Source organism: Burkholderia sp. WSM2232 (assembly GCF_000472545.1).
GTDB lineage: Bacteria > Pseudomonadota > Gammaproteobacteria > Burkholderiales > Burkholderiaceae > Paraburkholderia.
Map to the genome: position 1 here is coordinate 122128 of NZ_AWZV01000017.1, position 25961 is coordinate 148088.

At 63.4% G+C, this 25961-nt stretch carries 25 protein-coding genes and 1 tRNA gene; 16 read left to right on the forward strand and 10 right to left on the reverse strand.

Features of this window, described 5'->3' with window-relative positions:
* Positions 1–9: 9 nt before the first annotated feature.
* The 3 genes from F757_RS0117400 to recA all read right to left on the reverse strand — a co-directional run bounded on the left by F757_RS0117400 (position 10) and on the right by recA (position 3069).
* The gene (locus tag F757_RS0117400; RefSeq protein ID WP_027212506.1) at positions 10–714 is read right to left on the reverse strand and encodes a DUF2889 domain-containing protein; all 705 of its coding nucleotides are present in this window, start codon (positions 712–714) and stop codon (positions 10–12) included.
* Positions 715–938: 224 nt separating this feature from the next.
* Complete coding sequence (gene recX, locus F757_RS0117405) at positions 939–1856, reverse strand: recombination regulator RecX (protein WP_084530936.1); 918 nt, start codon at positions 1854–1856, stop codon at positions 939–941.
* Positions 1857–1995: 139 nt separating this feature from the next.
* Positions 1996–3069 carry a recombinase RecA gene (gene recA / locus F757_RS0117410; RefSeq protein WP_013340413.1) on the reverse strand — a complete coding sequence of 358 codons (1074 nt, stop codon included), beginning with the start codon at positions 3067–3069 and terminating at the stop codon, positions 1996–1998.
* 236 nt (positions 3070–3305) lie between these two features.
* Here recA and F757_RS33720 point away from each other — a divergent pair, with 236 nt between their 5' ends.
* The 5 genes from F757_RS33720 to F757_RS0117435 all read left to right on the forward strand — a co-directional run bounded on the left by F757_RS33720 (position 3306) and on the right by F757_RS0117435 (position 8206).
* Entirely contained in the window at positions 3306–4145 is an 840-nt protein-coding gene (locus F757_RS33720) for a response regulator transcription factor (protein WP_035467042.1), read from the forward strand.
* A gap of 9 nt (positions 4146–4154) precedes the next feature.
* Positions 4155–5693 carry a sensor histidine kinase gene (locus tag F757_RS0117420; protein ID WP_027212508.1) on the forward strand — a complete coding sequence of 513 codons (1539 nt, stop codon included), beginning with the start codon at positions 4155–4157 and terminating at the stop codon, positions 5691–5693.
* A gap of 237 nt (positions 5694–5930) precedes the next feature.
* The gene (locus tag F757_RS0117425; RefSeq protein ID WP_027212509.1) at positions 5931–7589 is read left to right on the forward strand and encodes an MFS transporter; all 1659 of its coding nucleotides are present in this window, start codon (positions 5931–5933) and stop codon (positions 7587–7589) included.
* A 95-nt stretch (positions 7590–7684) separates the two neighbouring features.
* Positions 7685–7761 (forward strand) — tRNA-Met (locus F757_RS0117430).
* 106 nt (positions 7762–7867) lie between these two features.
* A complete protein-coding gene (locus F757_RS0117435) occupies positions 7868–8206 on the forward strand; it encodes a hypothetical protein (RefSeq protein ID WP_027212510.1) in 339 nt (112 codons plus the stop codon).
* Positions 8207–8258: 52 nt separating this feature from the next.
* On the opposite strand, the gene F757_RS0117440 is transcribed toward F757_RS0117435, so the two are convergent.
* Positions 8259–8702 carry a MarR family winged helix-turn-helix transcriptional regulator gene (locus F757_RS0117440; protein WP_027212511.1) on the reverse strand — a complete coding sequence of 148 codons (444 nt, stop codon included), beginning with the start codon at positions 8700–8702 and terminating at the stop codon, positions 8259–8261.
* 377 nt (positions 8703–9079) lie between these two features.
* Here F757_RS0117440 and F757_RS0117445 point away from each other — a divergent pair, with 377 nt between their 5' ends.
* On the forward strand, positions 9080–10621 hold the full coding sequence (locus tag F757_RS0117445) for a DHA2 family efflux MFS transporter permease subunit (protein WP_027212512.1): 1542 nt from the start codon (positions 9080–9082) through the stop codon (positions 10619–10621).
* Here F757_RS0117445 and F757_RS0117450 read toward each other — a convergent pair whose 3' ends face one another.
* Positions 10622–11329 carry a FadR/GntR family transcriptional regulator gene (locus F757_RS0117450; protein ID WP_027212513.1) on the reverse strand — a complete coding sequence of 236 codons (708 nt, stop codon included), beginning with the start codon at positions 11327–11329 and terminating at the stop codon, positions 10622–10624.
* A 95-nt stretch (positions 11330–11424) separates the two neighbouring features.
* Between F757_RS0117450 and dgoD the strand changes: the two genes are divergently transcribed.
* From dgoD to F757_RS0117465, 3 genes are all read left to right on the forward strand, one after another.
* Complete coding sequence (gene dgoD, locus F757_RS0117455; RefSeq protein ID WP_027212514.1) at positions 11425–12573, forward strand: galactonate dehydratase; 1149 nt, start codon at positions 11425–11427, stop codon at positions 12571–12573.
* 435 nt (positions 12574–13008) lie between these two features.
* A complete protein-coding gene (locus F757_RS0117460; protein WP_027212515.1) occupies positions 13009–13311 on the forward strand; it encodes a hypothetical protein in 303 nt (100 codons plus the stop codon).
* A gap of 80 nt (positions 13312–13391) precedes the next feature.
* Entirely contained in the window at positions 13392–13601 is a 210-nt protein-coding gene (locus F757_RS0117465; RefSeq protein WP_232221423.1) for a YodC family protein, read from the forward strand.
* Between the two features lie 150 nt (positions 13602–13751).
* On the opposite strand, the gene F757_RS0117470 is transcribed toward F757_RS0117465, so the two are convergent.
* Positions 13752–14681 carry a CopD family protein gene (locus F757_RS0117470; protein ID WP_027212517.1) on the reverse strand — a complete coding sequence of 310 codons (930 nt, stop codon included), beginning with the start codon at positions 14679–14681 and terminating at the stop codon, positions 13752–13754.
* Positions 14678–15055, reverse strand: coding sequence for a copper homeostasis periplasmic binding protein CopC (gene copC, locus F757_RS0117475; protein ID WP_027212518.1), 378 nt, complete (start codon positions 15053–15055; stop codon positions 14678–14680). The genes F757_RS0117470 and copC overlap by 4 nt, the downstream gene beginning before the upstream one ends.
* Before the next feature lie 382 nt (positions 15056–15437).
* Here copC and F757_RS0117480 point away from each other — a divergent pair, with 382 nt between their 5' ends.
* The 4 genes from F757_RS0117480 to F757_RS0117495 all read left to right on the forward strand — a co-directional run bounded on the left by F757_RS0117480 (position 15438) and on the right by F757_RS0117495 (position 20031).
* Positions 15438–16169, forward strand: a complete 732-nt coding sequence (locus tag F757_RS0117480) for a c-type cytochrome (RefSeq protein WP_035467028.1) — start codon at positions 15438–15440, stop codon at positions 16167–16169.
* 21 nt (positions 16170–16190) lie between these two features.
* Positions 16191–17489, forward strand: a complete 1299-nt coding sequence (locus F757_RS0117485; protein ID WP_013340427.1) for a c-type cytochrome — start codon at positions 16191–16193, stop codon at positions 17487–17489.
* A 141-nt stretch (positions 17490–17630) separates the two neighbouring features.
* On the forward strand, positions 17631–18251 hold the full coding sequence (gene trhA, locus F757_RS0117490) for a PAQR family membrane homeostasis protein TrhA (protein ID WP_027212520.1): 621 nt from the start codon (positions 17631–17633) through the stop codon (positions 18249–18251).
* Positions 18252–18477: 226 nt separating this feature from the next.
* Complete coding sequence (locus F757_RS0117495; RefSeq protein WP_027212521.1) at positions 18478–20031, forward strand: DEAD/DEAH box helicase; 1554 nt, start codon at positions 18478–18480, stop codon at positions 20029–20031.
* A gap of 119 nt (positions 20032–20150) precedes the next feature.
* On the opposite strand, the gene F757_RS0117500 is transcribed toward F757_RS0117495, so the two are convergent.
* On the reverse strand, positions 20151–20672 hold the full coding sequence (locus F757_RS0117500; protein ID WP_027212522.1) for a hypothetical protein: 522 nt from the start codon (positions 20670–20672) through the stop codon (positions 20151–20153).
* Between the two features lie 120 nt (positions 20673–20792).
* Complete coding sequence (locus F757_RS0117505; protein ID WP_027212523.1) at positions 20793–21620, reverse strand: ferritin-like domain-containing protein; 828 nt, start codon at positions 21618–21620, stop codon at positions 20793–20795.
* A 731-nt stretch (positions 21621–22351) separates the two neighbouring features.
* Here F757_RS0117505 and F757_RS0117515 point away from each other — a divergent pair.
* Positions 22352–23131 carry a DeoR/GlpR family DNA-binding transcription regulator gene (locus F757_RS0117515; protein WP_027212524.1) on the forward strand — a complete coding sequence of 260 codons (780 nt, stop codon included), beginning with the start codon at positions 22352–22354 and terminating at the stop codon, positions 23129–23131.
* Between the two features lie 319 nt (positions 23132–23450).
* Positions 23451–23648: a hypothetical protein gene (locus tag F757_RS0117520; protein WP_006049938.1), complete on the forward strand. Its 198-nt coding sequence runs from the start codon at positions 23451–23453 to the stop codon at positions 23646–23648.
* Positions 23649–23831: 183 nt separating this feature from the next.
* On the opposite strand, the gene F757_RS0117525 is transcribed toward F757_RS0117520, so the two are convergent.
* Positions 23832–24206, reverse strand: coding sequence for a hypothetical protein (locus F757_RS0117525; RefSeq protein ID WP_027212525.1), 375 nt, complete (start codon positions 24204–24206; stop codon positions 23832–23834).
* Positions 24207–24417: 211 nt separating this feature from the next.
* Between F757_RS0117525 and glpD the strand changes: the two genes are divergently transcribed.
* A complete protein-coding gene (gene glpD / locus F757_RS0117530) occupies positions 24418–25947 on the forward strand; it encodes a glycerol-3-phosphate dehydrogenase (RefSeq protein WP_027212526.1) in 1530 nt (509 codons plus the stop codon).
* Positions 25948–25961: the final 14 nt, after the last annotated feature.

Sequence of the window (25961 nt, forward strand, 5' to 3'; positions counted from 1 at the left end):
AGAGTTGGATTAAACATCGCTTCCGCTACCGTCCAACATGCCGGGCGCATTGCCCCTGCCTTCGTGGCGGGCCGCCCCGTTGTCTGGCGATGCCGGGCGGTCAGCTGGGCGTGGCGCATGGCCATACCAGCGCGGGTAAAACTGCTGCACTGCCTCCCCGTCGAAACGCAGCGCCTGGCAGCGTCCCAACTGGAATGGCGGTTTATCGTTTAAACGTTCGGCATTCCCGTCGGCCGACCCGTTTTCCGAACTTGCACTGCCGCCTTGCGTGTCGTCACCGGTGTTCCAAACGTCGCCGGCAAACGCCTGGATAGCGGCGGTTGGCAGGATCGCGCACAACTCCGTGAGATGCGTGCAGCCGGCCGTGCCGGCCAGCAAACGGGCAGCATCGCGACGGAAGTTGTGGAACAGATTGAGCCCGATGAGGGCACGGTAGGCGGGATTGCTGGCTTGGCAGAGCCCAGGATAGGGCACCCAGTCGGACGACGCCTCGGCGTCGACGACATTGAGCTTGCGATCGATGGTGATGCGAAGCCAGAGTTCATGGATCGGTTGACCATTGGGCCGGACGCCCGACGCAAGTACCACGTCGCGTGGCTTTTCGTCGGTCAGGCACGCTTCCACATCCCACAGGCCGTCGTCTCGCTCATAAGCTTCCGCTCGGATTGCGCGGCGATGGCGCAATTGACGGGACACTGGCGAGGAAAGCGGCATGCGGAAAGGAAAGGCCGAATTGGAAAACGCGTGAATTTTAGCATACTGGGTATTCGAGACAGCCCGGAATGCGGCGGAGACGGCCTCCGGCCGGTTATCGGCGGGGTTATGGCCGGGATGGCCGGTGCAGGGATAGTTGGCTCGCCACTGCCGGCGACGCGCTTTGCTGCTATTGCACCGCTGGCGTGCCGCCGATTCACCTGAATCGCCACGCTATTGCGGTGCTATTCGCCGCTCCACTCTTCGTCGATACCCTTGAGAATTTTGCCGATCGTCGCGCCCGAAAAACCGCGCGACGCGAGAAAGCGCGCCTGCTTCGCGCGCTCAGCCGGGGTTTGCGGAAGCTGACCGAATTTCTTACGCCACACAGCCTGAGCGCGCGCCAGTTCGGTTTCGCGCAGCTGAGCGCTCGCCTCCTCGACCAGCGCCTGATCTACCGCGTGCTGCTTCAATTCGCCGACGATCCGGCTCGCGCCAAGCCGCGACGAGCGGCGATGGATGAGGCTTTCGGCAAACCGCGAATCGGACAGCCAGTTCTCGGCCTCCAACGTGTCGAGCAGCGTATCGAGAGAGTCGCTTTCTTCGACGAAGGGTTTCAGCTTGCGCGCGAGTTCGCTGCGGCTGTACTCACGACGCGACAGATAGCCGAGCGCACGCCCTTTGAGGGAACGTGCGGGGCGCGCGGATTTTTTCGACTGGCTTAGGCCCGGCAGGGAGGCGCCAGGCTGACCGGTGCCACGAGGCGCGCTGGTGCGATCGAAGTCGGTGGGTTCGCCGGGAGCCTGGGGGTTGCCGGGGGTGTAAGCGTTGCCGGGAGTGTAGGCGTTGTCGGGGGCGCCGCGAGAGCCCAGGGAATTGCGGAAGCCAGATGAGCGAGATGAACCGCGTGCGCCGGACGAACCACGTGCACTCGAGGAGCCACGTGAGCGCGTATAGACAGGCTCCGCCGACTCGCCAGACTGCGTTTCGGGAAATTGACCGCGCCGCGGAGCACCACCTGCGGCGCGATCATGTGCGTCGAACGACTCGAAGGGATCGAAGGGATCGAGAGGAGCGGGAGGGTCAAACGGATCCGAGGGGCCGGACCGATCCGAGGAATGCGACGAATGTGAGGAACACGACGAATACCAAGAGGCCGGCACATGCGCTGACGCTGACCGATGCGCCGACCGATCCGCTGCCCGCTCCGGGGGCTCCACTGAAGAATCGCTGTCATCACGCGGGCCGCCCGTGTTGCGTCCGGTGTCGGACAAAGGCCGGCCCTTGCGTATCACGGGGTGATTACTCTTCGTCCGCGACTTCCGCGCCTGCGCCGGTCACTGCCTCGGCCATGGCGTTCACGCCCAGCGATTCGCGGATGCGGTTTTCGATTTCACGAGCGATGTCCGGATTCTCGCGCAGGAATTCACGCGCGTTGTCCTTACCCTGGCCAATACGCTCGCCGTTATAGCTGTACCAGGCGCCGGCCTTGTCGACGATCTTGGCTTGCACGCCCAAGTCGATGATTTCGCCCTGACGCGAGATACCCTCGCCGTACAGAATGTCAAAAATCGCCTCGCGGAACGGCGGCGAAACCTTGTTCTTCACGACCTTGACGCGCGTTTCGTTGCCGATTACTTCGTCGTTCTTCTTGATCGAGCCGATACGGCGAATATCCAGACGCACCGACGCATAGAACTTCAGCGCGTTACCGCCGGTGGTGGTTTCCGGATTGCCGAACATCACGCCGATCTTCATGCGGATCTGGTTGATGAAGATCACGAGGCAATTCGTACGCTTGATGGTACCCGTCAGCTTGCGCAGCGCCTGCGACATAAGACGCGCTTGCAGACCCGGCAGCGAGTCGCCCATTTCACCTTCGATTTCCGCCTTCGGCACGAGCGCCGCGACCGAGTCGATCACGATCATGTCGATGGAGCCCGAGCGCACCAGCGCGTCAGCAATTTCCAGAGCCTGCTCGCCCGTGTCCGGCTGCGAAACCAGCAGGTCGCTCACATTTACGCCGAGCTTGCCCGCATATTGAATGTCCAGCGCGTGCTCCGCGTCGATAAACGCCGCCGTGCCGCCGAGTTTTTGCATTTCGGCGATCACCTGGAGTGTCAGCGTGGTTTTACCCGACGACTCCGGACCGTAGATTTCGACCACGCGGCCGCGCGGCAAACCGCCGACGCCAAGCGCGATATCGAGGCCGAGCGATCCCGTGGAAACGACCTGGATGTCTTCGACCACCTCACCTGCGCCGAGCCGCATGACCGACCCTTTGCCGAACTGCTTTTCGATCTGCGCGAGGGCGGCAGCGAGTGCCTTGCTCTTTTCAGCAGTCAGTCCAGCCGAGCCTTTCTTGCTTTCTTCCATGAATCGTCCTTTGCTATGATGAACGGCGTCTGAGGCAGATGTGTGGTCCACTGTGAGAGGACAGCACACGAAACTCAGACACTGTATAAAAAAACAGTGGTTTTGGCAAGTGCGATTCTCAAGCGAACGCGCATTTTTACTATCGCCCTGCCCAGCCCACCCACAATAATTTTCGGAGACCGCTGTGCGCCGCGGGGACACCCAAGGTGCCGGCCAACGCCCTGAGCTGGCGCATCATGCGAATTCTGATTGCCGAAGACGACAGCATACTCGCGGACGGTCTGGTTCGATCACTCCGCCAATCGGCCTATGCTGTCGACCACGTGAAGAACGGCGTGGAGGCCGACACCGCGCTGTCCATGCAAAGTTTCGACCTGCTGATTCTCGATCTCGGCCTGCCGCGCATGTCCGGGCTAGAGGTGCTGCGGCGCCTGCGCGCCCGCAATTCGAATCTGCCCGTGCTGATTCTCACCGCGGCGGACAGCGTCGACGAACGCGTCAAGGGCCTCGATCTCGGCGCGGACGACTACATGGCCAAGCCGTTCGCGCTCAATGAACTGGAAGCCCGCGTGCGGGCGCTGACGCGCCGCGGCGCGGGCGGCGGCCCGACCGTCGTGCGGCATGGCTCGCTGTCGTTCGATCAGGTGGGCCGGATCGCCTATATCAACGACCAGGTGATAGACCTGTCGGCGCGCGAGCTCGGCCTACTCGAAGTGTTGCTGCAGCGGATCGGCCGGCTGGTGTCGAAGGAACAACTGGTCGACCATCTGTGCGAATGGGGCGAGGAAGTCAGCAACAACGCAATCGAAGTGTACGTGCACCGGCTGCGTAAGAAGATCGAGCCGAGCGGCGTACGCATCATCACCGTGCGTGGGCTCGGTTACTGCCTCGAAAAGGCGGTCGTGTCCGCGAACGTCAACACGAACGCCACCGCGAGCGCCAATGCAAGCGGCACTGCAAACGCCAACGCAGACGCCGCCGCGCCCGCGTCCAACGGCCCCGAGCCGGCGCCTTCGCCCTCCTCGCCAACGCAGACGCCGTCGGGCGCCATGCCGGCGAGCCACCACTACAAATAGAGCACGCCCATGTCCGCACGCGCAGATCGCGCGGCGGCTCGCGCGGCGGGCCTCGACGAGGCGCGCGACGAGCGCTACGCCAATCCGTTCGCCCCGCCCGACGAATCCGAAGCTGTCGCCGAGGCGCGCCCGCGTTCGCTGTTCGGCGAAATTCTCGACTGGATGCTGGCGCCGCTGCTGCTGCTCTGGCCGATGAGCCTGGCAGTCACCTATCTGGTCGCGAAGTCCATCGCCAACGGGCCGTTTGACCGCGCGCTCGAAACCGACGCCTACGTGCTCGCGCGTCAGATTCACCCGGTCAACGGCGTGGCGGAACTGACGCTGCCCGATTCCACGCGCGACTTTCTGCGCACCGACAATGTAGACAGCGTGTTTTACCAGGTGCTCGGCACGCGCGGCGAGCTGGTGGCCGGCGAGCGGGACATGCCGCTGCCGCACGAAGACGACCGGCCGCAACCGGGCCTCGTCGCTTTCCGCGACGACATGCTGCGTGGCAACGACATCCGCGTGGCCTATACGACAGTCGAGTTCCCGCAGACGCCCGGCGCAGAGCCGGTGCTCGTGCAGGTGGCGGAGACGCTCGACAAGCGCAGCCAGCTCGCCAACGACATCATCAAGGGCGTGATCCTGCCGCAGTTCGTGATCCTGCCGCTCGCCATCCTGCTAGTGTGGTTTGGCCTCTCGCGCGGCCTCGCGCCACTGCATGCGCTGCAGGCGCACATTCGTGCGCGGCGCCCGGACGACCTGTCGCCGCTCGAGGCGCGGCGCGCGCCGCCGGAAATCGAGCCGCTCGTCACTTCCTTCAATGACCTGCTGACGCGCCTCGAACAGAACATGGAGCTGCAAAAGCGCTTTATCGCCGACGCCGCGCATCAGATGAAAACGCCGCTCGCCGGCCTGCGCACCCAGGCGGAGCTCGCGCTGCGGCAGGACGCGTCGGCGGAGGTGCACCGTTCGCTGGAACAGATCGCGACCAGTTCGGAGCATGCGGCCCGGCTCGTTACGCAGTTGCTCGCGCTCGCGCGCGCTGAAAACCGTATGTCCGGGCAGATCTTCACGCCGGTGGAAGTGACGGAGGTTGCCCGCAACGCCGTGCGCGACTGGGTGCAGGCCGCGCTCGCCAAACAGATGGATCTCGGCTACGAAGCGCCGGAGGAGCCCGTCGAAGTGGACGGCAATCCGGTCATGCTGCGCGAGATGCTGTCGAACCTGATCGACAATGCGATTCGCTACACGCCGGCGGGCGGCCGCATCACCGTGCGGGTGAGGCACGACGTGGCCGCGCGGCTCGTGCATCTGGAAGTGGAGGACACCGGGCTCGGCATTCCGGTAGCCGAGCGCTCGCGCGTCATCGAGCGCTTTTACCGGATTCTCGGCCGCGAAGGCGACGGCAGCGGCCTGGGGCTTGCCATCGTGCGCGAAATCGCCACCATGCACGGCGGCGAACTGACCATCGAGGACAACGTCTATCAGACCTCCCCGCGGCTCGCGGGCACCCTCGTGCGCGTCAGTTTGCATGTGCTCGAGCGGGGGCAGGACTTACCCTAACGCGAACCGACGCCCCCAAGCCTGAAATTGCGCGTTGGAGCGCGTTGAAAACAGTTGCGCCAATAACCCGCGCAGTTCCCCGCGAGTTGCCCGACGTTTGCGAACGCCAGTCGTTCTTGAGGGGCCCTTTATTGCGCCCGTTCGCGTCAGTACGCCGTAAGTTTTGACTCCAATAATCGGTTGCACGGAACGCCGCGGGCCGGCGCACCGCGTGCATATCAATATTGGAGACGACATATGGCTACCGTAGGCGGACACATTTCGCCCGTGCCCATGACGCGCGATGAGAAGCGGGTGATCTTCGCATCGTCGCTAGGTACGGTTTTCGAGTGGTACGACTTCTATCTTGCCGGCTCTCTGGCGGCCTTCATCAGCAAGAGCTTCTTCTCCGGCGTCAATCCCACTGCGGGTTTCATCTTCACGCTGCTCAGCTTTGCCGCCGGCTTTGCGGTCCGGCCGTTCGGCGCGGTGGTGTTCGGCCGGCTCGGCGATCTGGTCGGCCGCAAGTACACGTTCCTCGTGACGATCGTGATCATGGGCGTGTCGACGTTCCTTGTCGGCTTCCTGCCCGGCTATGCGGCAATCGGCATTGCGTCGCCGGTCATCTTCATTGCCATGCGGATGCTGCAGGGCCTCGCGCTCGGCGGCGAGTACGGCGGCGCGGCGACCTACGTGGCAGAACACGCGCCGCCCGGACGCCGCGGCTTCTACACCGCCTGGATTCAGACGACGGCCACGCTGGGCCTGTTCCTTTCCCTGCTGGTAATTCTGGGCGTGCGCACCGCGATGGGCGAAGAGGCGTTCGGCGCGTGGGGCTGGCGCATCCCGTTTGTCGCGTCCATCGTGCTGCTGGCCATTTCGGTGTGGATCCGTCTGCAACTGCATGAATCGCCGGTGTTCGAGCGCATCAAGGCAGAAGGCAAGACCTCGAAGGCGCCGCTTTCCGAGGCGTTCGGTCAGTGGAAAAACCTGAAGGTCGTGATTCTGGCGCTGATCGGCCTGACCGCCGGCCAGGCCGTCGTGTGGTACACGGGCCAGTTCTATAGCCTCTTCTTCCTGACGCAGACGCTGAAGGTCGACGGCGCAACGGCCAACATCATGATCGCGATCGCCCTGCTGATCGGCACGCCGTTCTTCCTGTTCTTCGGCTCGCTGTCGGACCGCATTGGCCGCAAGCCGATCATCATGGCCGGCCTGCTGATCGCCGCGCTGACGTACTTCCCGCTCTTCAAGGCCCTCACGCACTACGTGAACCCGGCGCTGGAAACTGCGACAGCCAAGGCACCGATCGTCGTGATCGCGAATCCCGACGAATGCTCGTTCCAGTTCAACCCGGTCGGCACGTCGAAATTCACGAGTTCATGCGATATCGCCAAGAGCGCGCTTTCGAAGGCCGGCCTGAACTACGAGAACGTGGCAGCGCCAGCCGGTACGCTCGCGCAGATCAAGGTGGGCGATACAGTCATCAACACGTATGACGGCAAGGCCGCCGACGCGAAGGACCAGGGCAAGACTTTCGACAAGACGCTCGCGACGACGCTGAAGTCCGCAGGCTACCCGCCGAAGGCCGACTCGTCGCAGATCAACTGGCCGATGAGCGTGGTGATCCTCACGATCCTCGTGATTTACGTGACGATGGTGTATGGGCCGATTGCGGCGATGCTGGTGGAAATGTTCCCCACGCGCATCCGCTACACGTCGATGTCGCTGCCTTATCACATCGGCAACGGCTGGTTCGGCGGCTTCCTGCCGGCCACCGCGTTCGCGATCGTCGCGGCGAAGGGCAACATCTACTCGGGCTTGTGGTATCCGATTGTGATCGCGGTCATCACCTTCGTGATCGGCATGCTGTTCGTGCGCGAAACCAAGGACTCGGACATCTACGCGAAGGATTGAGATTCGCGCCCGCGTGCTCATGAGGCGGCAACGTAAAAAGTTGCGCGCCGGGGGTTGACAGCCCACGGCGCTATCCTCATAATCTCGCTTCTTTCGGCGAATTAGCTCAGTTGGTTAGAGCGACGGAATCATAATCCGCAGGTCCGGGGTTCGAGTCCCTGATTCGCCACCAGTTGCAAGAAAAAGCCGCTGTTCCGCAAGGTTCAGCGGCTTTTTTGTTTCTGGCTGTCCAGGCATCATCCGTGCGACGGCACCCGCAACTTCAAGGAGGATCGTTGATGACATTCCGCACCGCCGCGCGCGCCGTGGCCATCGCGTCGATCGCGCTTTTCGGCGCCGCTTCCGTGAGTTCCGGCTACGCGCAAAGTCCCGCCGACAACCAGTGGCGCGCAAGCCAGATGACCTTGTCGACGCTTCTGCAGAATGGCTACAGGATCGTCGCCGTCGTCAATACGCCTCGCGGCGACGGCGGGCCGGCCGACACGATCTTCGTGCAACGCGACCAGAGCGCCTTCAAATGTATCGATCCGCAAGCGCCCGAGCCGGGCAAGAAAGCGCCGGGGTGCTACGAGCTGGCGCCGCCGTCGGGCCCGGCGACCGGCTCCGAGGCAAAATAGGCCAGTAGGAGCTACGAAAGCTGGCGCCGGCAAAGTGGAGCAACCCCGGCGATCAGCGATCCACCAGCCGGCTCAGATTGCCCCGCACGCGCTGCAGGAGCGCGATCAACTGGGCGGCTTCCTCATCGCTGAAGCCGTTCAGCGCCTCCAGCGCGACCTCATCGCCCACCTTGCGCGCCTTGCCGAGCGCCCGTTCCGCTTTCGCCGTCATGCGCACCTGACGCTCGCGCCGGTCTTGCGGATTAGCGGTCCGCTCGATCCAGCCGGCCTCCTCCATCCGATCCAGCAGACGGCCGGCGGAAATTGGCGCGACCTCGAGCAGATCAGCGAGCCGCGCCTGATTGATGTCGCCGTAATGGGCGAGATAGGCGAGCACGCGGCATTGCGCCCGCGTCAGATCGACCGACGATCTGGCAAGGTCGTCGAACCGCTTGCCGGTCAACCGGCCCACGTCCGAAATCAGAAAGCCGAAGCGCTCTTCGAGTTGGGTTTTCATGCGCCGATTATACGAAAGCAGGTGGCGAAGCCGAGTCGCGCGAAAGTCCCGCCGAGTGTTTGCCGAGCCCCTAGAGCCTGCCGTGCGAGCCCGGGCCCGAGTCCTAGCCCTGCGGATCGAAACCGAGCCGGAGCCCACCGCAGCCCTGCCCTGCCCATCCAAGCAGAGGCCACCCCTGCCCTGCCTAGGCGAGCCCAGCCCTGCCGATCCAAACTCAGCCCACCAATACGACCCAATCGGACCCGCCTCGATCCTGTCACCGTCAAGCCCCTTCGCTCCAGCACCGCCCTGCTCAACGTCCGCATAATTCCCGATGCGAACCGGCCCATGCGTCAGATATGATAAGCATGCTTACTATATCGACGCCCCGCACAGCCATGCCCTCCGCCTCTTCGCCTTCGAGCGGCGCCGCCGCGCCGCTCAACCGGCCGATGATCACCATCTCGATCATGCTCGCGACGCTGATCCAGACACTGGACAGCACGATCGCCAACGTGGCGTTGCCGCACATGCAAGGCACACTGTCGGCGTCGCAGGACGAGATTACCTGGGTGCTGACGTCCTATATCGTCGCCGCGGCTATCGCCACGCCGCTGACCGGCTGGCTGTCCGACCGGCTGAGCGTCAAGCGCCTGCTTATCACCGCGATCGGCGGCTTCACCCTGGCTTCCGCGTTATGCGGCTTATCCGAGACGCTCACGCAAATCGTCGCGTCGCGTCTGCTGCAAGGCGTTTTCGGCGCGTCGCTCGTGCCGTTGTCGCAGTCCATCCTGCTCGACATCAATCCGCGCGAGAAGCAAGGCCAGGCAATGGCCGTGTGGGGCATGGGAGTGATGGTCGGTCCGATTCTCGGTCCGACGCTCGGCGGCTGGCTCACGGACAGCTACAACTGGCGCTGGGTGTTCTTCATCAATGTGCCGATTGGCGCATTCGCGCTGTTCGGCGTGGCGACCTTTCTGCCTGCGCGAGCCCCCAAGCCCGACGCGAAATTCGACGCGTTCGGCTTCGCCACGCTGGGTCTTGCAATCGGCGCGCTCCAGGCGATGCTGGATCGGGGCGAGCAGCTAGACTGGTTCGGCTCGCATGAGATCGTGCTGGAGGCGTTGATCGCAGCCATCAGCTTTGCGTTCTTTCTCGTGCATACGGCAACGGTCGGCAAGACGTCTTTTTTCAAATACGAATTGTTGAGGGATCCGAACTTTACGACGGGCACGTTTTTCATCTTCGTGATCGGCGCGGTCATGTATGCGACGCGCGCGCTGCTTCCGCCGATGCTGCAAAACCTGATGAACTATCCGGTCGCGACCACCGGGCTCGTCACCGCGCCGAGCGGCGCGGGCACCATGGTGGCGATGCTGCTCGCCGGCCGGCTGCTGAAGCGAATCGACGCGCGGCTTATGCTGCTCGCCGGCTTCCTGATTTCGGCGTTCGCGCTATGGCAGATGATGCACTACACGATCGTGCTGTCGGCGTCGGACATTGTGTGGCCCGGCGTGATCCAGGGCTTCGGGCTCGGTCTCGTGTTCGTGCCGCTGAGCGCGCTGACGTTCTCGACGCTCGCGCCGCAACTGCGCGCGGACGGCACGGCCACGTACAGTCTGATGCGCAATATCGGCAGCAGTATCGGCATTTCGATCGTGCAGACGCTGATGACACGCAACACGCAAGTCTCGCATGCGGACCTCGCGGCCAACATCACGCCCTTCAACCCCGCGATCCAACCGATGCTCGGCAGCGCTCCCGCCGAAGGGATGGCGGCGTTGAACGCGTCGATCACACAGCAGGCGTCGATGATCGCCTATCTGAACGACTTCAAGCTAATGTTCGTCGCGACGCTGCTCGTCATTCCGCTGCTGCTTCTGATCCGCCCGGCCGGCAGGTCGCACGACGCCGCAGCAGCGCATGCCGCAATGGATTGATCAACCCTCGATCCGCCCGCGCGTCACGCCAAGCAGGCGTGCCATTGCATCGCGCGCCGCAGCGGCGCCACGCTCGCGAATTGCTTCGAACACGGCCGTATGCTCGGCAAGCGACGCGTTGAAGACGTCGGCGCGTTTCGCATTCAACCGAAGCTGCGCTTCGAGCGTACGCTCGATCAGCGTGCCAAGCGGAACCAGCAACTCGTTGCTGCATGCAATCAACACGCTCAGGTGGAATTGCAGATCGGCGCGCACCCATTCGTCGACATTGCGCGCGGCCGCCATTGCCGCGTGGGCGTCTGCGAGTGCGCCGAAGCTCTTTTCCGAGTACGAAGCCGCCGCGAGACTCGCGGCATACGGCTCGATCATTTCGCGCATTTCCTGCAGCTTGAGCGCGAATTGCATGGGTTCGGCGACACGCGAGTACCAGTCGAGCACATCGGCATCCAGCAGATTCCACGCATGCCGTGGCCGCACGCGCGTGCCGACCCGGGGCCGCGATTCGATCAGCCCCTTGGACGTGAGGGTGCGCAGCGCCTCGCGCAATACGGTGCGGCTCACGCCGAACGCGTCCATCAACTCCGCTTCGCGCGGCAGGATCGACTCGGGCGCGTAGTCGCCGCGCAAGATCGCGGTAGCCAGCAGATGGGCGACGCGCCCATGCAGATCGTGCTGAATAGCTTCTCTCCTCGCGGTCACGCCGCTCAATATGTGGCGAATAGTACTATTAATAGTACTTTAAAGCGCTTTGCTGTAGCATGGAAAGCCTCGAATATTCCCGCATGCGACTGGAGACACACGTCATGAAAATCACCAAGCTCGAAACCTTCATCGTTCCGCCGCGCTGGTGCTTCCTCAAGATCGAAACGGACGAAGGCATCGTCGGCTGGGGCGAGCCGGTGGTCGAGGGCCGCGCGCACACGGTGGCGGCAGCGGTCGAAGAACTGTCGGACTATCTGATCGGCAAAGACCCGCTTCTGATCGAAGACCATTGGCAGGTGATGTACCGTGCCGGCTTCTACCGCGGCGGCCCGATTACCATGAGCGCGATTGCCGGCGTGGACCAGGCGCTGTGGGACATCAAGGGCAAGCATCACGGTGTGCCGGTGCATGCGCTGCTCGGCGGTCAGGTGCGCGAGCGCATCAAGGTGTACTCGTGGATCGGCGGCGACCGTCCCAGCGACGTCGCGAACAACGCGCGCGCAGTGGTCGAGCGGGGCTTCAAGGCCGTGAAGATGAACGGTTCCGAAGAACTGCAGATCATCGACACCTTCGACAAGGTGCAGGGCGTCATCAACAATGTCGCCGCGGTGCGCGAGGCGGTCGGACCGGACATCGGCATCGGCGTGGACTTTCACGGCCGCGTGCACAAGCCGATGGCGAAGGTGCTGGCAAAAGAACTTGACCCGTACAAGCTGCTTTTCATCGAAGAACCGGTGCTGTCGGAAAACGCCGAAGCGCTGCGCGACATCGTCAACCAGACCAATACGCCTATCGCATTGGGCGAGCGTCTTTATTCGCGTTGGGACTTCAAGCACATTCTGGCAGGCGGTTACGTCGACATTATTCAGCCGGACGCGTCGCACGCCGGCGGAATTACCGAGTGCCGCAAGATCGCGTCGATGGCCGAGGCCTACGACGTGGCCCTCGCGCTGCATTGCCCGCTCGGCCCGATTGCGCTCGCCACCTGCCTGCAGATCGACGCGGTGAGCTACAACGCGTTCATTCAGGAACAGAGCCTCGGAATTCACTACAACCAGGGCAACGACCTGCTCGACTACATCAAGAATCCGCAAGTCTTCAAGTACGAGGACGGCTTCGTGTCGATTCCGCAGGGCCCGGGCCTCGGCATCGAAGTGAACGAAGAGAAAGTGCGCGAGATGGCGAAGATTGGTCACCGCTGGCGCAACCCAGTGTGGCGTCACGCGGACGGAAGCGTCGCGGAGTGGTAAGCGGGACGGCTTTTCATTGAGGCTGGCAGCTGCGGCGGTTGGTGGGCTCGCCTGCTAAGGTTGTTTGGCGAACTCGCTTGCCAAGCTCGCTTGCCGAGCGCCCTGGCGGCCCGGTTTGTTTAGCGCGCCGCCGGCGCCGGGTCAATCGGCTCACTGACGCCGCCTGCGGGCGGCGTTTTCATTGCTCACCTACCCAAATGATTCCCGCGACGCGGGCCGCACGTTACGGTGACATGACGCGCGTTTCTCTCCGGGTAACGTAACGCCCGGGCCCAATCGCCCCAAGCGGCACCTCTTCACCCGCGCAACGTCTTGCCGTGCGCCGAGCGGAATCCCCTTCGACGAAAGCTCCCCGGACTTCGTTCGCCACCAGACAGATACATGGCCCACTCCTTGCTGAAATGCTCCCGGAGAACGAAGGTATCAGGGGCTTTCATGGGCGAATTCATTCCAGATTATCTGTTGCGGGAACAGGCGGCGGTCGGCGCGCTCGTGCTGTTTGGCGTGCTGCGCATCATCGGCGCGGCGCTCGCGTATGAGCGCGGCTGGCGCATTGCAGCCCTCGAGAAGTGGTTCGTGGTGGCTGCCGTCGTCTATTGCATCCCGCAACTTTTCGATCTGCTCGCGCATGTCTACGGCGCGCACGCAGCGGCAGCCGAACTGGAAGGCAAAGCGGCCGGCTGCGCAATCGCACTCTTTTGCGCGCCGATTCTCGGCCATCGGCTGGGGCTGGAATGAGCGGGTCAGGCAGCCGGATGATGCAGATGCCGTCCCCGCGCAGTTCGCGCCCAACGCGGCCCGTTGAATCCGCATACCGTGTGGGCGACGTGCTGAGCCTGAAGTCCGGCGGGCGCGCAATGACCGTCACATGGCGCGGTCCGGTGCTGTTCGCGTCAGGTAACTGGCTCATCTGCCAGTGGTTCAGCAATACAGGCGAACTGCTGCAGGAAATGTTTCCGGAGGAGACACTGGAACCGGCGCGGCCAAACAGCCATATTTCGCCGACCGGGCAGAAGCGGGTTCGTTGACCACTTCGTCAGGCGACCGCGTGCATTGCGCCGCACGTCGACTGTGCGGCGCTTTTTTATGCGACGCGCCGGACCGGCGCTTGCGGCAGCGCGACGAGGCGCGCCATCACCAGACTCGCCCCCGCGCGCGCCGCCGCTGCGACACTGCGCTCAGCCGAGCGCAGCGAACGCCGGCACGCTGTGCGACAGCACCGCAGCGGCGATGAAGACGCCGATCATCGCAAGTGCCTCCAGGTAGAGCACGTTGACGAAGGTATGCGCGTCCATGGTCGACGCCGTGCGGCGCAGGCGCGGCAACGCGAGGAAGCGGTTCAGGCCGCCGAGCACCAGCGCAAGCGCGACGAGCGACAGTTTGAGGATCAGAACGTGGCCCCACGTGCTGGACTGTACTGCCAGCAATGAGCCGCCCGAGCCCCGCAGCGCGTTGAACACGCCCGAAACCAACACGAGCCCTACCGCTACCACGGATACATTCGACACCTGCGTGGCCGTGCGAATCAGCACACCGCGTGCAGTCGACGCGCCCAGCGCCGGCAGCACGGCAAGGCCCGCCGTGATCGCGAGGCCGCCCCAAACGCTCGTCACCAGCACATGCAGTGTTTGCATCGCAATCGCCGCAGATGCAGGGCCGTCGTCCGACGCATGGCCGAGGGACGCCTTGCCGGCCGCAATCGCGATCACCGCAAGCCACAGCAGCGCATTGCGCAGTATGCCGCCGTGGCTCGTCAGCGCCGTGCCGAGCAGCACCAGTGCGCCGGCAAAGGCGATGCTCCAGCCGTAGCCGACATGCGTTTGCGACAGCACCGTCGGCACGACGCCGAACGCGGCTGGCAACGCGGCGCCGCTCATCGACGCCGCCTGATAGAGCAGCCAACCGAGGTCCGCGATCACCAGCACGGTGCTCGCCGTCAACAGTGAACGTTGCGCCCGCAACCATGCCGGTTGTGCGGGCGCGATCTTCGCCTTAGCGTCGTTCGCGAGCCACGCACTGAGCAAGGCGGAACCGACGGCAAATGCAAACGCAATATTCATGAGCGCGGCCATGGCGACCTGCCCGATCCACAGTCCGTCGATGCTCATTTGACTGTGAACGCAAAGTCGCCTTGCGTGCGATGACCGTCTGTGGCGACCGCCGTCCATTTCACCGCATAGCGGCCGGCGCCCAGTTGCGGCAGCGGCAGATGCATGACGCGTGCGTCATGAGTGTCAACCTGGGACGCGGCAGAAGCAGCGGGCTTGCCGGTGGCGTCGGCCAGCACGATCTTGCTGAAGGCGGGCTCGAGCGGCTCGCTGAAATGAATTGTGACTTGAGCCGGTGCGGCGACCTCGGCGTTCGCAGCCGGCTCGCTGGAAACAAGATGCGCATGCGCGAATGCGGTCGACGCGAGCAGCAGCGCAGCGGCGCCGAGCGCGGAAGAAAGCTGCGCCGGACGTAATAGATGGATTAGCTTCATGTAAGGCCGATAGCGGGTGATGAGAAAAACGGCGGTTGGCGGCGGGCAGAATGACTCCCCACTGCGCCGCAAACACGGGAGGCGCAGCCAGCGCGCCCCGAAGTGTACGCTTCGATGGTTCGGGCGCGGGTCGGTTCAACATTGCGCGCAAAAGTGAGGCGGGTACAGCGCTTGCAACGCCGTGCTCGCGGCAGAAGTCGCACCAGGCGCTCCTATGCGCAGCACGACGCGCGGCAAACTGTCGCATGTCTGTGACAGGCGCAAACGCCTTCGATGCGTCAAATAGTCATCATCACCCTTCGATGATAGAATGCTGCGTCGCCGCAGCGCCGGCTGCCCTTCACACCGAGCCGCTCGAAGTTCGGTCAGGTCCCCGATTTTGATGGAGTTACGCGTGTCTTCAAGACGCATTTTCCGCCCGTTGCTTGCCCTTCTGCTGATCGGCTCCGCGGGTGTCTATAGCGCTGCGAAAGCGCAGACTCAACCGAAGGCCCCCGATACGATGGAAGCGCGCGTGCAAGGTTGCACGGCCTGCCACGGCACGCACGGTCAAGGTACGGACAACGACTACTTCCCGCGTCTCGCGGGCAAGCCGGCCGACTATCTGTACAACCAGCTGCAGAATTTCCGCGAAGGGCGCCGCAAGTATCCGCCCATGAACTACCTCGTCACGTATCTCAGCGACGACTATCTGCATCAGATCGCCACGTACTTCTCCCAGCAGCGTCCGCCGTACCCGCCGCCCGCCAAGCCGACGGTTTCCTCGGCCACGCTCGCGCGCGGCCAGCAGATCGTGCTGAACGGCGACGCGTCGAAGCAGATTCCGGCCTGCGCAGCCTGCCACGGCAAGGGCCTGACGGGCATGGAACCGGCTATTCCGGGTCTGGTCGGCCTGCACTCCGACTACATCAGCGCGCAGCTCGGCGCATGGCGTTCGGGCACGCGCCACGCCATCGCACCTGATTGCATGCACACCATCGCCACGCGTCTCACCGACGAAGACGTGAACGCGGTTGCTGCCTGGCTTTCCACGCAACAGGCTCCACAAAACCCCGTGCCGGCTCCGGCCCGCTCGATGAAGACTCCGCTTGCCTGCGGCAGCGAACCGCAATAAGGCACCGGGAGAGACACTCAAATGAAACGCAAGTCTTTGTTCGCCCTCTCGGCAGTGGTCGTTGTCGCGGCCGCTGCACTCGTCCCCGTCCTGTGGTCCGGCGGCGACAATCTGCACAACGGTACGGCCGTGGCGGCAACGCCTGCCGACCAGGCTGCGCTCGTGAAGAAGGGCGAGTACCTCGCCCGTGCCGGCGACTGTATCGCCTGCCATACCGTGCGCGGAGGCAAGCAGTTCGCCGGCGGCCTGCCCATGGCCACGCCGTTCGGCACGATGTTCACGCCGAACATCACGCCCGACGACCAGTACGGCATCGGCAAATGGACGCAGGACGACTTCTACCGCGCCATGCACACCGGCCGCTCGAAAGACGGCAGCCTGCTCTACCCCGGCTTCCCGTTCACGAGCTACACGAAGGTCACGCGCGCCGACTCGGACGCAATCTACGCGTATCTGCGCTCCATCCCGCCGGTTGCCGTGCCGAGCCGTCCGCACGAACTCAAATTCCCGTTCAACCAGCGCAACATGCTGATCGGCTGGCGCACGCTGTTCTTCCGTGAAGGCGAGTACAAGCCGGATCCGACCAAGTCGGTCGAATGGAACCGCGGCGCGTACCTGATCGAAGGTCTTGGCCATTGCGGCATGTGCCACACGTCGATCAACGCCATGGGCGGCCCCGTGAGCTCGGCAGCGTTTGCCGGCGGTCTGATCCCGCTGCAGAACTGGTATGCGCCGTCGCTCACGTCGAACAAGGAAGCCGGCCTCGGCGACTGGGAAACCAAAGACATCGCCGACCTGCTGAAGACCGGCGTCTCCAACCGCGGCGCAGTGTTCGGCCCGATGGCGGAAGTGGTCCACAACAGCCTGCAGTACATGACCGATGCGGACATCAACGCAATGGCCACGTACCTGAAGACCATTCCGCAGAAGAGCGAGGCGCCTGAGCCCATGCAGCTCGAAACGTCCGAAAAGTTCGGCGGCGAACTGTTGAAGCAAGGTCAGAAAATCTACGCTGACAACTGCGCGAAGTGCCACGCGGATAACGGCCTCGGTATGCCGCCGGCCTTCCCGCCGCTCGCGAACAACCAGTCGATCCAGATGCCGTCGGCGGTCAACCCGATCCGCATGGTCCTGAACGGCGGCTATCCGCCGAGCACGGAAGCGAACCCGCATCCGTACGGCATGCCGCCGTTCGCGCAGTCGCTGTCGAATCAGGAAGTGGCGGCCGTCGTGACGTACATCCGTATGTCGTGGGGCAATCACGGCACAGCTGTGTCGCCGCAGCAGGTGGCTGATCTGCGGTCGGCGCCGCTCGACTAAGCAGCGTTCGTTGCACCCGGGGCGCGGCCTGCGGAATTCGCGGCCGCGCCCTTCGTTTTTCGAGGACCGGTATCATGGGCAAAGGATCGCGCCACGCGTGGCGCAGCGATTGCCCGATGAAACCGCGCAGGAGGAAAGACCGTGCATGTCGGTGAGCGTTTCAACAGCATTACCCACCTCGTCGGCGCCGTGCTGTCGGTGGTGGGGCTGGTTACGCTCGTCACGATGGGCGCAGTCGAGGGCGACGCGTACAAGGTGGTCAGCTTCAGCGTGTACGGTGCGATGCTGTTCGTGCTGTATGCTATCTCCACGCTCTACCACAGCGTGCGCAGCCCGCGCGTCAAAGCAATACTGCAGAAATGCGACCATTCGGCGATCTACCTGCTGATCGCCGGCAGCTATACTCCGTTCACGCTTGTCACGTTGCGCGGGCCGTGGGGCTGGTCGCTGTTCGGCGTAAGCTGGGGGCTCGCCGCTCTTGGCATCGTGCAGGAACTGACGCTCGGGCGACGCACCCGCAGCGTTTCGATGGTGCTGTATGTCCTGATGGGATGGCTCGCGCTCGTTGCCGTCCGCCCGCTACTGCAGGCCTTACCTGCAGCGGGCACTGCCTGGCTCGTGGCCGGCGGGGTCATTTACAGCGCCGGCATCTACTTCTTCATCAACGACGAGCGCATCCGGCACGGACATGGTATCTGGCACCTGTTCGTACTGGCGGGCAGTCTGTGTCAATTCGTCAGCGTCGCGCGCTATGTCGCGTGACGTCCACGGCGGCGAAATGCAACTTAAGGCCAGTCAACGTGTCTGCATAGCGCGTTGAAGCATTCGGCACGCATCTCGAGCGTGCCGCCGATTTCCCTGCGAACGGAACTGGGCTTCGGCCCTGATCTCGATCACGCCAGGCGGCGCATTCGTGCAGATATCTGCCGCATGTGCTCCGCCGGCGCTCACATCCGCCGTTCGCGAAACTGCATTGCAAAGAACATTTATGTCTTTTGATTCTCTCGGCTTGTCCGAACTGTTGGTCCGCGCTGTACACGAACTCGGCTACACCACTCCGACCCCCATCCAGACTCAGGCAATCCCGGCGGTGCTGAACGGCGGCGACCTGCTGGCCGGCGCACAAACCGGCACCGGCAAGACGGCCGGCTTCACGCTGCCCATCCTGCAGCGTCTTCATTCAATGCCGCCGGTGGCCGCCGCATCGGGCAAGCGTGCCGTGCGCGCCCTCATTCTCACGCCCACGCGCGAACTGGCCGCCCAGGTCGAGGAAAGCGTGCGCGCTTACGGCAAGTATCTGAAACTGAAGTCCACCGTGATGTTCGGCGGCGTCGGCATCAATCCGCAGATCGGCGCATTGAAGAGTGGCGTGGACATTGTCGTCGCGACGCCTGGCCGTTTGCTCGACCACATGCAGCAGAAGACCATCGACCTGTCGCACCTCGAGATTCTCGTGCTCGACGAAGCGGACCGCATGCTGGACATGGGCTTCATCCATGACATCAAGCGCGTGCTCGCCAAGCTGCCGCCGAAGCGTCAGAACCTGCTGTTCTCGGCCACTTTCTCCGACGAGATCAAAACGCTCGCCGACAACCTGCTCGATTCGCCCGCGCTGATCGAAGTCGCGCGCCGCAATACGACAGCGGAAACGGTCGCACAAAAGATCCACCCGGTGGATCGCGACAAGAAGCGCGAGCTGCTCACGCACCTGATCAAGCAGCACAACTGGTTTCAGGTGCTGGTGTTCACGCGCACCAAGCACGGCGCGAATCGCCTTGCCGAACAGCTGTCGAAGGACGGCATCAGCGCGCTGGCGATTCACGGCAACAAGAGCCAGTCGGCGCGTACGCGGGCGCTTGCCGAGTTCAAGGACGGCACGCTGCAGGTGCTGGTCGCGACCGACATCGCGGCACGCGGTATCGACATCGACCAACTGCCGCATGTCGTCAACTTCGATCTGCCCAACGTGCCGGAAGACTACGTGCACCGCATCGGCCGCACGGGTCGCGCGGGCGCGACCGGCGAAGCGGTGTCTCTGGTGTGCGTCGACGAACTGCAGTTGCTCAAGGACATCGAGAAGCTGATCAAGCGTCCGGTGCCGCAGGAAGTGATTCCCGGTTTTGAACCGGACCCCACCGCCAAGCCGGAGCCGATTCTGCGCCGCGGTCAAGGCGGGGGCGGCGGTGGACGTTCGCCGCGTCAAGGCCAAGGCACGCCGAAGGCTGGCAACGGCGGCAATGGCGGCTCGGCTCGAGCACCTCAAGGCACGTCGCAACGCTCGGGGCAGCGTGCGTCGAACGGCCAGCAGCAGCCGAAGCCGTCAGCCGCGAAGCCAGCCGGCAACGGTGGGCATGCGCGCCGCGACGGGCAGCGTCACGACGACCGGCCGCGTGCTGTCGCGCATGAAGGCAGCGTCGCGCAGCATGCGCCGCGCAAGCCGCAAAGCGGCAATCCGGGCGCTTTGCTTGGCGGCGGTGCGAAACCACATAGCAATACACCCCGCGGCGGCGGCCCGGCGCGCAGCGGGCAGCGTGGCCGCTAAGCAAGTCTTTGAGTGAGGCTGTGAATAGCCGCTGAGCGGGTTAAGGGGTTGGGAGTTGAGGATGTTGAGGAGTTCAGCGCTTCGGCCGATACACCGCCCGCGCCCAGCCAGATGCCGCCTCACCCACCCAACGCCGCGGCCCGCTGCAAATGCTCGACCTGCTGTTCCCACCGGTCGAGCACCTTCTCTCCGTCGCTGTCGAGCTCAAACGTAATGCCGCTCGTCAGACGCGCATAACGCACGCTTTGCGTTTCCGCCGACTCGATCGAGCAGTGCATATAGACGAGACCGCTGTCGTCACCCTCGGCGGGTGGCAACGGCGCGGCGAGCAACTGCACCTGATAGAACGCTTCTTCGAGTACGAAGCAAAGCGCCGCGCGCCCGCTCTCTGCCATCGCGCGCGCCGCCCGCGCTTGCGGCCACAACGCGATGCAAAGCGTGCGCGAATCCGGCGCGTACAGCTCGCCTATGCCGAGCAGCGACGTACGAATGTGCCGATTTACGTCGACCGTCAGCAGCGACGCCGTGAAGCCCGTCTTGCTCCTGAGCGACGAGCCGTCGAACAGCGCGCGCACCGCGTCGGGCCATTCGTCGAACGCGGTCTGAGCGAGCGGGCGTTGTGGCAAGGTGGAGTCGCTCATCGTAGGGGTCCAGTGAAAGAGCAAGGCATCCATCATGCCTCGAAAAGCAGATGGCCCGCACGCGGCGGGCCATTCTTCTGCAGGCGCGCCACGAGCGCACCAACGCAACAAGTCAGAGCTCTAACGAAAGAACACGTGTTGCGTGATTTTCGCGAGCGGATAATGCACGCCGGGTTGAATCTTCGCGGGCAGATTAAGCGGCTTAAGCAGCATTTTCACGCACATGTCGGCCGACAGGTTGCGCCGCACGAGCGCATTGATGCGCGCGGCGCGCGCACGGTTATAGGCTTCATCGCGCACGCGCTCCGGATAGCGGATCGCGAATACATGACGCAAGGCAATTTCCGAGTCTTCGTTCTTGATTTCCATCACGCGGCGCATGAGCGCGCCGAGCACCGCGAGCCGGCCATTGCCTTCTATCTTGTTGTACTTTTTGAAGTACTTGAAAAAGTGCTTGTAGTGGCGGACTTCATCCGTACGAATGTTGTCTGTGATCTGCTTCAATACCGGCTCATCAGAACACTCGCCAATCGCGCGATATAACGTCGCCGTGCCGGTTTCCACCACGCAGCGCGCCACCATTTCGAGCGCCCGGGTTTTTTCGAAATCTTCCACGGAACAGGTCAGCGAATACTCGTCCATGAAATTACGGAACGCCGTGTCCCAATCGTATTCGGGCCACACGTAAGCGATATACGTCTTCAGCGCGCGGCCGTGCTGCATTTCCTCGGGCTCCCACTCGTTATTGAGCCACGCGGACACTTCGGGATCGTCGTCAAAGAACTGACTGAGATTACTGGTGTAAAGATCGGTGCCGCTTTCAATAAACGAAGCCGCGCACAGCAGCAATAACAGGTCTTCGTTTGCGACTGCTTTCTGGCGATCAATGCGCGTGAGGTCGATGTCCTCGATTCGCCAGGGCATGACATGGTTAAGCTCAGTGTGCATCGTGTCTTGCTCCCAAAGCTGCATCGACTCGTGGAGCATGCTCGCAACCGCTGCTATCGCGCTGCCTTGCGTTTGCGGTACGCCGTGTCGGATACAGCGCCATGAATTGGAGTTAACCCTTCTGTCTGCATCTTAGCCGCTGTTGCGCAAGTCTGCAGACAACCCAGCACAGACCGTGCCGATTGGCCGCAGTTCCAATTCCAGGATAGATGAAAGTTTCAGGGAGGCAAGCACGAGTGCATCGGGCAAGAAAAGCCGGCCCGGCAAATGGGCTTTTCTTCGCGAAATGCGAGAAGGCCTGGTTCGCGAGCGAAGGAGCTTGGGTCAAGCCGGACAAACTCCCCACATCGCCCAGATCCTCCCTTGCACGACATTCGCCGATTGCCGGTCCAGCCAAAACCGCAGCCGCGCTTCTGCACTCGGAATAGGCAGGTCCAGCACCGCCTTACCGCCGCCAAAGCCCATGTAGTTGGACTGAATAACACCCGCCATCATGCCGCCTTCGGCATGCCCGAATGGAACTGCGTGGCATCCGCAAACAATAAACGATTGATCGCATGGACAAATGCATCGGCGCCTGAACGTCCGTCAGCCGTCAGGCACAGTCTTATCAATGTCGCATGAGACCTCGGGCGGCTTTCCCGATGGTCTTACAATACACGCACTCGCTCACGCATCCTGTCCACGCCGGCCGCGGGCCGTGCAGATAACAAACCCCACGATCCGAGACCATGACCCGAGACCCCCGCCTCACTCTGAATGCCCGGCAACAGGAACTGCTGGAGTGGGTGCAACGCGACGGCTTCGTGACCGTGGACGATCTCGCGGCACACTTCGACGTGACGCCGCAGACCATTCGCCGCGACGTCAACTGGCTCGCCGACATGAACCTGCTGCGCCGCTACCACGGCGGAGCGAGCCTGCCGACGAGCTCGGAGAACGTCTCGTACACCGCCCGCCAGCGCATGTTCCATGACGAAAAGCGACGCATCGCGGCACTCGTGGCTACTCACATTCCCGACCAGGCCTCGCTCTTTATCAACCTCGGCACTACCACCGAGGAAGTCGCGCGGGCGCTGAACCGGCACCGCGGCTTGCGCGTCATCACCAACAACCTGAACGTCGCGAGCATGATGAGCGGCTATCCCGATTGCGAAGTACTGGTCACGGGCGGGATCGTGCGGCCGTGGGACAAAGGCATTGTTGGCGAACTGGCCATCGACTTCATTCGCCAGTTCAAAGTGGACTTTGCGATTATCGGCACCTCCAGCATCGAGACCGACGGCACGCTGCGCGACTTCGACACGCGCGAAGTACGCGTCGCCGAGGCCATTATCCAGCATGCACGCACCGTCTTTCTCGCGGCTGACAGTTCCAAGTTCGGCCGCCCGGCGCTGGTTCGCCAGGGCCATCTCGATCAGATCGACGCGCTGTTCACCGACGCCGCGCCGCCCGCGGACATGACTGAAGCCTTGAATACCGCCAACTGCCAGGTGTACGTCGCCTCCTGACCAGGCGTTGGCCGCCATGTTGCAGCGCACGGCGAACTTCAAGTGAAATCAAGGATCTGGCCGCGACACCGAACCGCCTCTGCGGCCCAGTGTTGTCAAAGGGAAAATTTACAGGGGCCGGTTTGGTGTTTAACGTTCGCTTGACTACACTCCAGTTCCCCGGCGTTCGTTGCGCACGCGCGTGCCGCCGGAGCGCAGTCAACCTGTCGTAAGCCGTACCTCCCGCCCGAACTTTTTGCGGACCACCTGGCAATGGCCCTGCCATGCGATGCCAGTCGCCGTCGAGGCCGTCCGCGCTTGCTTGACATGGAGAGAAACGATGCTGAGTCCGCACGAATTCGCCACGTTGTTGCTCGTCAAGGACGCTCCGAATCAAGTCGACATGGAGCGAGAAGAACTCGACGCCCTCCTCGAACGTCAGCTCGTGCAACTGGAGCGGCTCGCCTCGGGCAACGAACAATGGCGTGTAACGGAATCCGGCGATAGCGCACTCCGAGCCATCAAACGTCTTTCCTGAGAACAACCCGCGCATCGTCGGGGCTTCATGCCAGCCAAGGCCGGCGCGCGACTGACGGCAGTGCCGCGCCGCGCCCATGGCTGAGTTGCAAGCCTTCCATCTCCGAACGCTTGTGTCGAGCGGGCGCCCTGGCGGCGCCCGCTTTCTTTGCGCGCGATTTGTGGATGCGCGCGGCACACACCCTCAACCGCTACGCAACGTCGGATCTACCGCAGCGCGCCAGCTAATCGCTCGCGCGCGCTGCTCGGTAAAGAACGCGACCCACTGATTGCGAACCTGCGGATCCGCACTCGCGCCCTGGCTGGTATAGCGCTCGGCAATCGCCGTCTGGAACGCGCAGTAATCGTCCTTCGACAAGCGCCCGCGCCGGTTCGCCACATAAGCATCGAAGAGCGTCGCATAGACGCCCTGCGCGTCGTTGCCATAGTCGACCGTCTGCGCGCTGCACATCTGCTGCAATGAGACAAACGACGGCGCACCCATCGTCCCTGTCAGGCTCGGAGAAGCGACGCACCCTGCGAGCAACGCAGCGGCGCCCGCCATGAAAAGTCCACGCATGAATTTCACCCTGAAATGGCCACCGCAAGAGTATCGTCCGTGGCCGCGCGGCGCGCCACTCCCCTAGCCATCCGATATAGGCCCACTCGGGCAGCGCGAACTTTACTTTTTCGAATATGTTCATTAAAGTTCGAAAACGAACACTATCGGTTCGATAGATTTTCAGACAGCTTTCGCAAAAAGTCCGTCAACGACGCAGGAGACGCAGCAGGTGACGCAAGGCACGAAATACGATTTGCTCGTCGTGGGCGGCGGGATCAACGGCGCGGGCATTGCGCGCGACGCAGCCGGCCGCGGCCTGTCCGTGCTGCTGTGCGAACAGCACGACCTGGCCGCGCACACCTCCTCTGCGAGCACCAAGCTGATTCACGGCGGCTTGCGCTATCTCGAGTACCGCGAGTTCGGCCTCGTGCGCAAGGCGTTGCAGGAGCGCGAAACCCTGCTGCGCGCCGCGCCGCACATCATGTGGCCGCTGCGCTTCGTGATGCCGCACATGCCCGACCTGCGCCCGGCGTGGCTGATTCGCGCGGGGCTGTTCCTTTACGATCATCTCGCGCGTCGCGAACTGCTGCCCGGCTCGCGCGGCATTACGATGCGCGATCATCCGGCCGGCGCACCGCTCGTCGAATCGATCAAGCGCGGCTTCGTGTATTCGGACGGCTGGGTCAACGACGCGCGCCTCGTCGTGCTGAACGCACTCGACGCCTCGGAACACGGCGCAACGGTCCTCACGCGTACGAAGCTGCTGAGCGCCGTGCGCGCAGGCGGCGAATGGCGCGCGCAACTCAGGCGGGCAGACGGCACGCTTCTCGACGTGCGCGCCGCCTCTATCGCAAACGCCGCCGGCCCGTGGGTCGGGGAACTGCTGCAAGGCGCGCTGGGACGTCCAGCCTCGCACAGCGTGCGGCTCGTGAAAGGCAGTCACATCGTCACGCGGCGGCTGTTCGAGCACGACCACGCATACATTTTCCAGAACCCGGACAAGCGGATCATCTTTGCGATTCCGTACGAGCATGACTACACGCTGATCGGCACAACGGACATCGAATATCGTGGCGACCCTGCGCAGGTCGCGATCAACGCCGACGAGACGCAGTATCTGTGCGATTCCATCAATCGCTACTTCAAGCAGAAAATCTCACCGGCCGACGTGCGCTGGACTTACTCGGGCGTGCGGCCGCTGCTCGAGGAAGAAGGCGCCGACAACCCGTCCGCGGTCACGCGCGACTACTCGCTCGAACTGGATGCGCCAGCTGGCGAAGCGCCGCTGCTGTCGGTGTTCGGCGGCAAGATCACGACCTTTCGCAAGCTCGCGGAAGAAGCCGTCGACAAGCTCGCCGCCGCGCTCGGCAAGAGCGCGCCGTCCTGGACGTCGGGCGCGTCTTTGCCCGGCGGCGACATCGCGCAGGCCAATTTCGAGCGCTTTCTCGCCCAGTTGAAGCAGCAACATGAGTGGCTACCCGCAGATCTCGCGCACCGCCTCGCGCGCGCTTACGGCACGCGCGTCAAAAACGTGATCGGCCGCGCGCAGTCGCTTGCCGACCTCGGCCGCGCTTTCGCGCCGGGTCTCTACGAAGCCGAACTCGTCTATCTGCGCGATACCGAATGGGCGCGCAGCGCGCAAGACGTGCTGTGGCGACGTTCCAAACTCGGCCTGCACGTCGAGCCGGGCACGCTCGATTCGATCACGCGCGACATCGACGCATGGTTCGCGCGCGAACCCGAGCGACAGAGCGCATAACAACAAGACCGCTT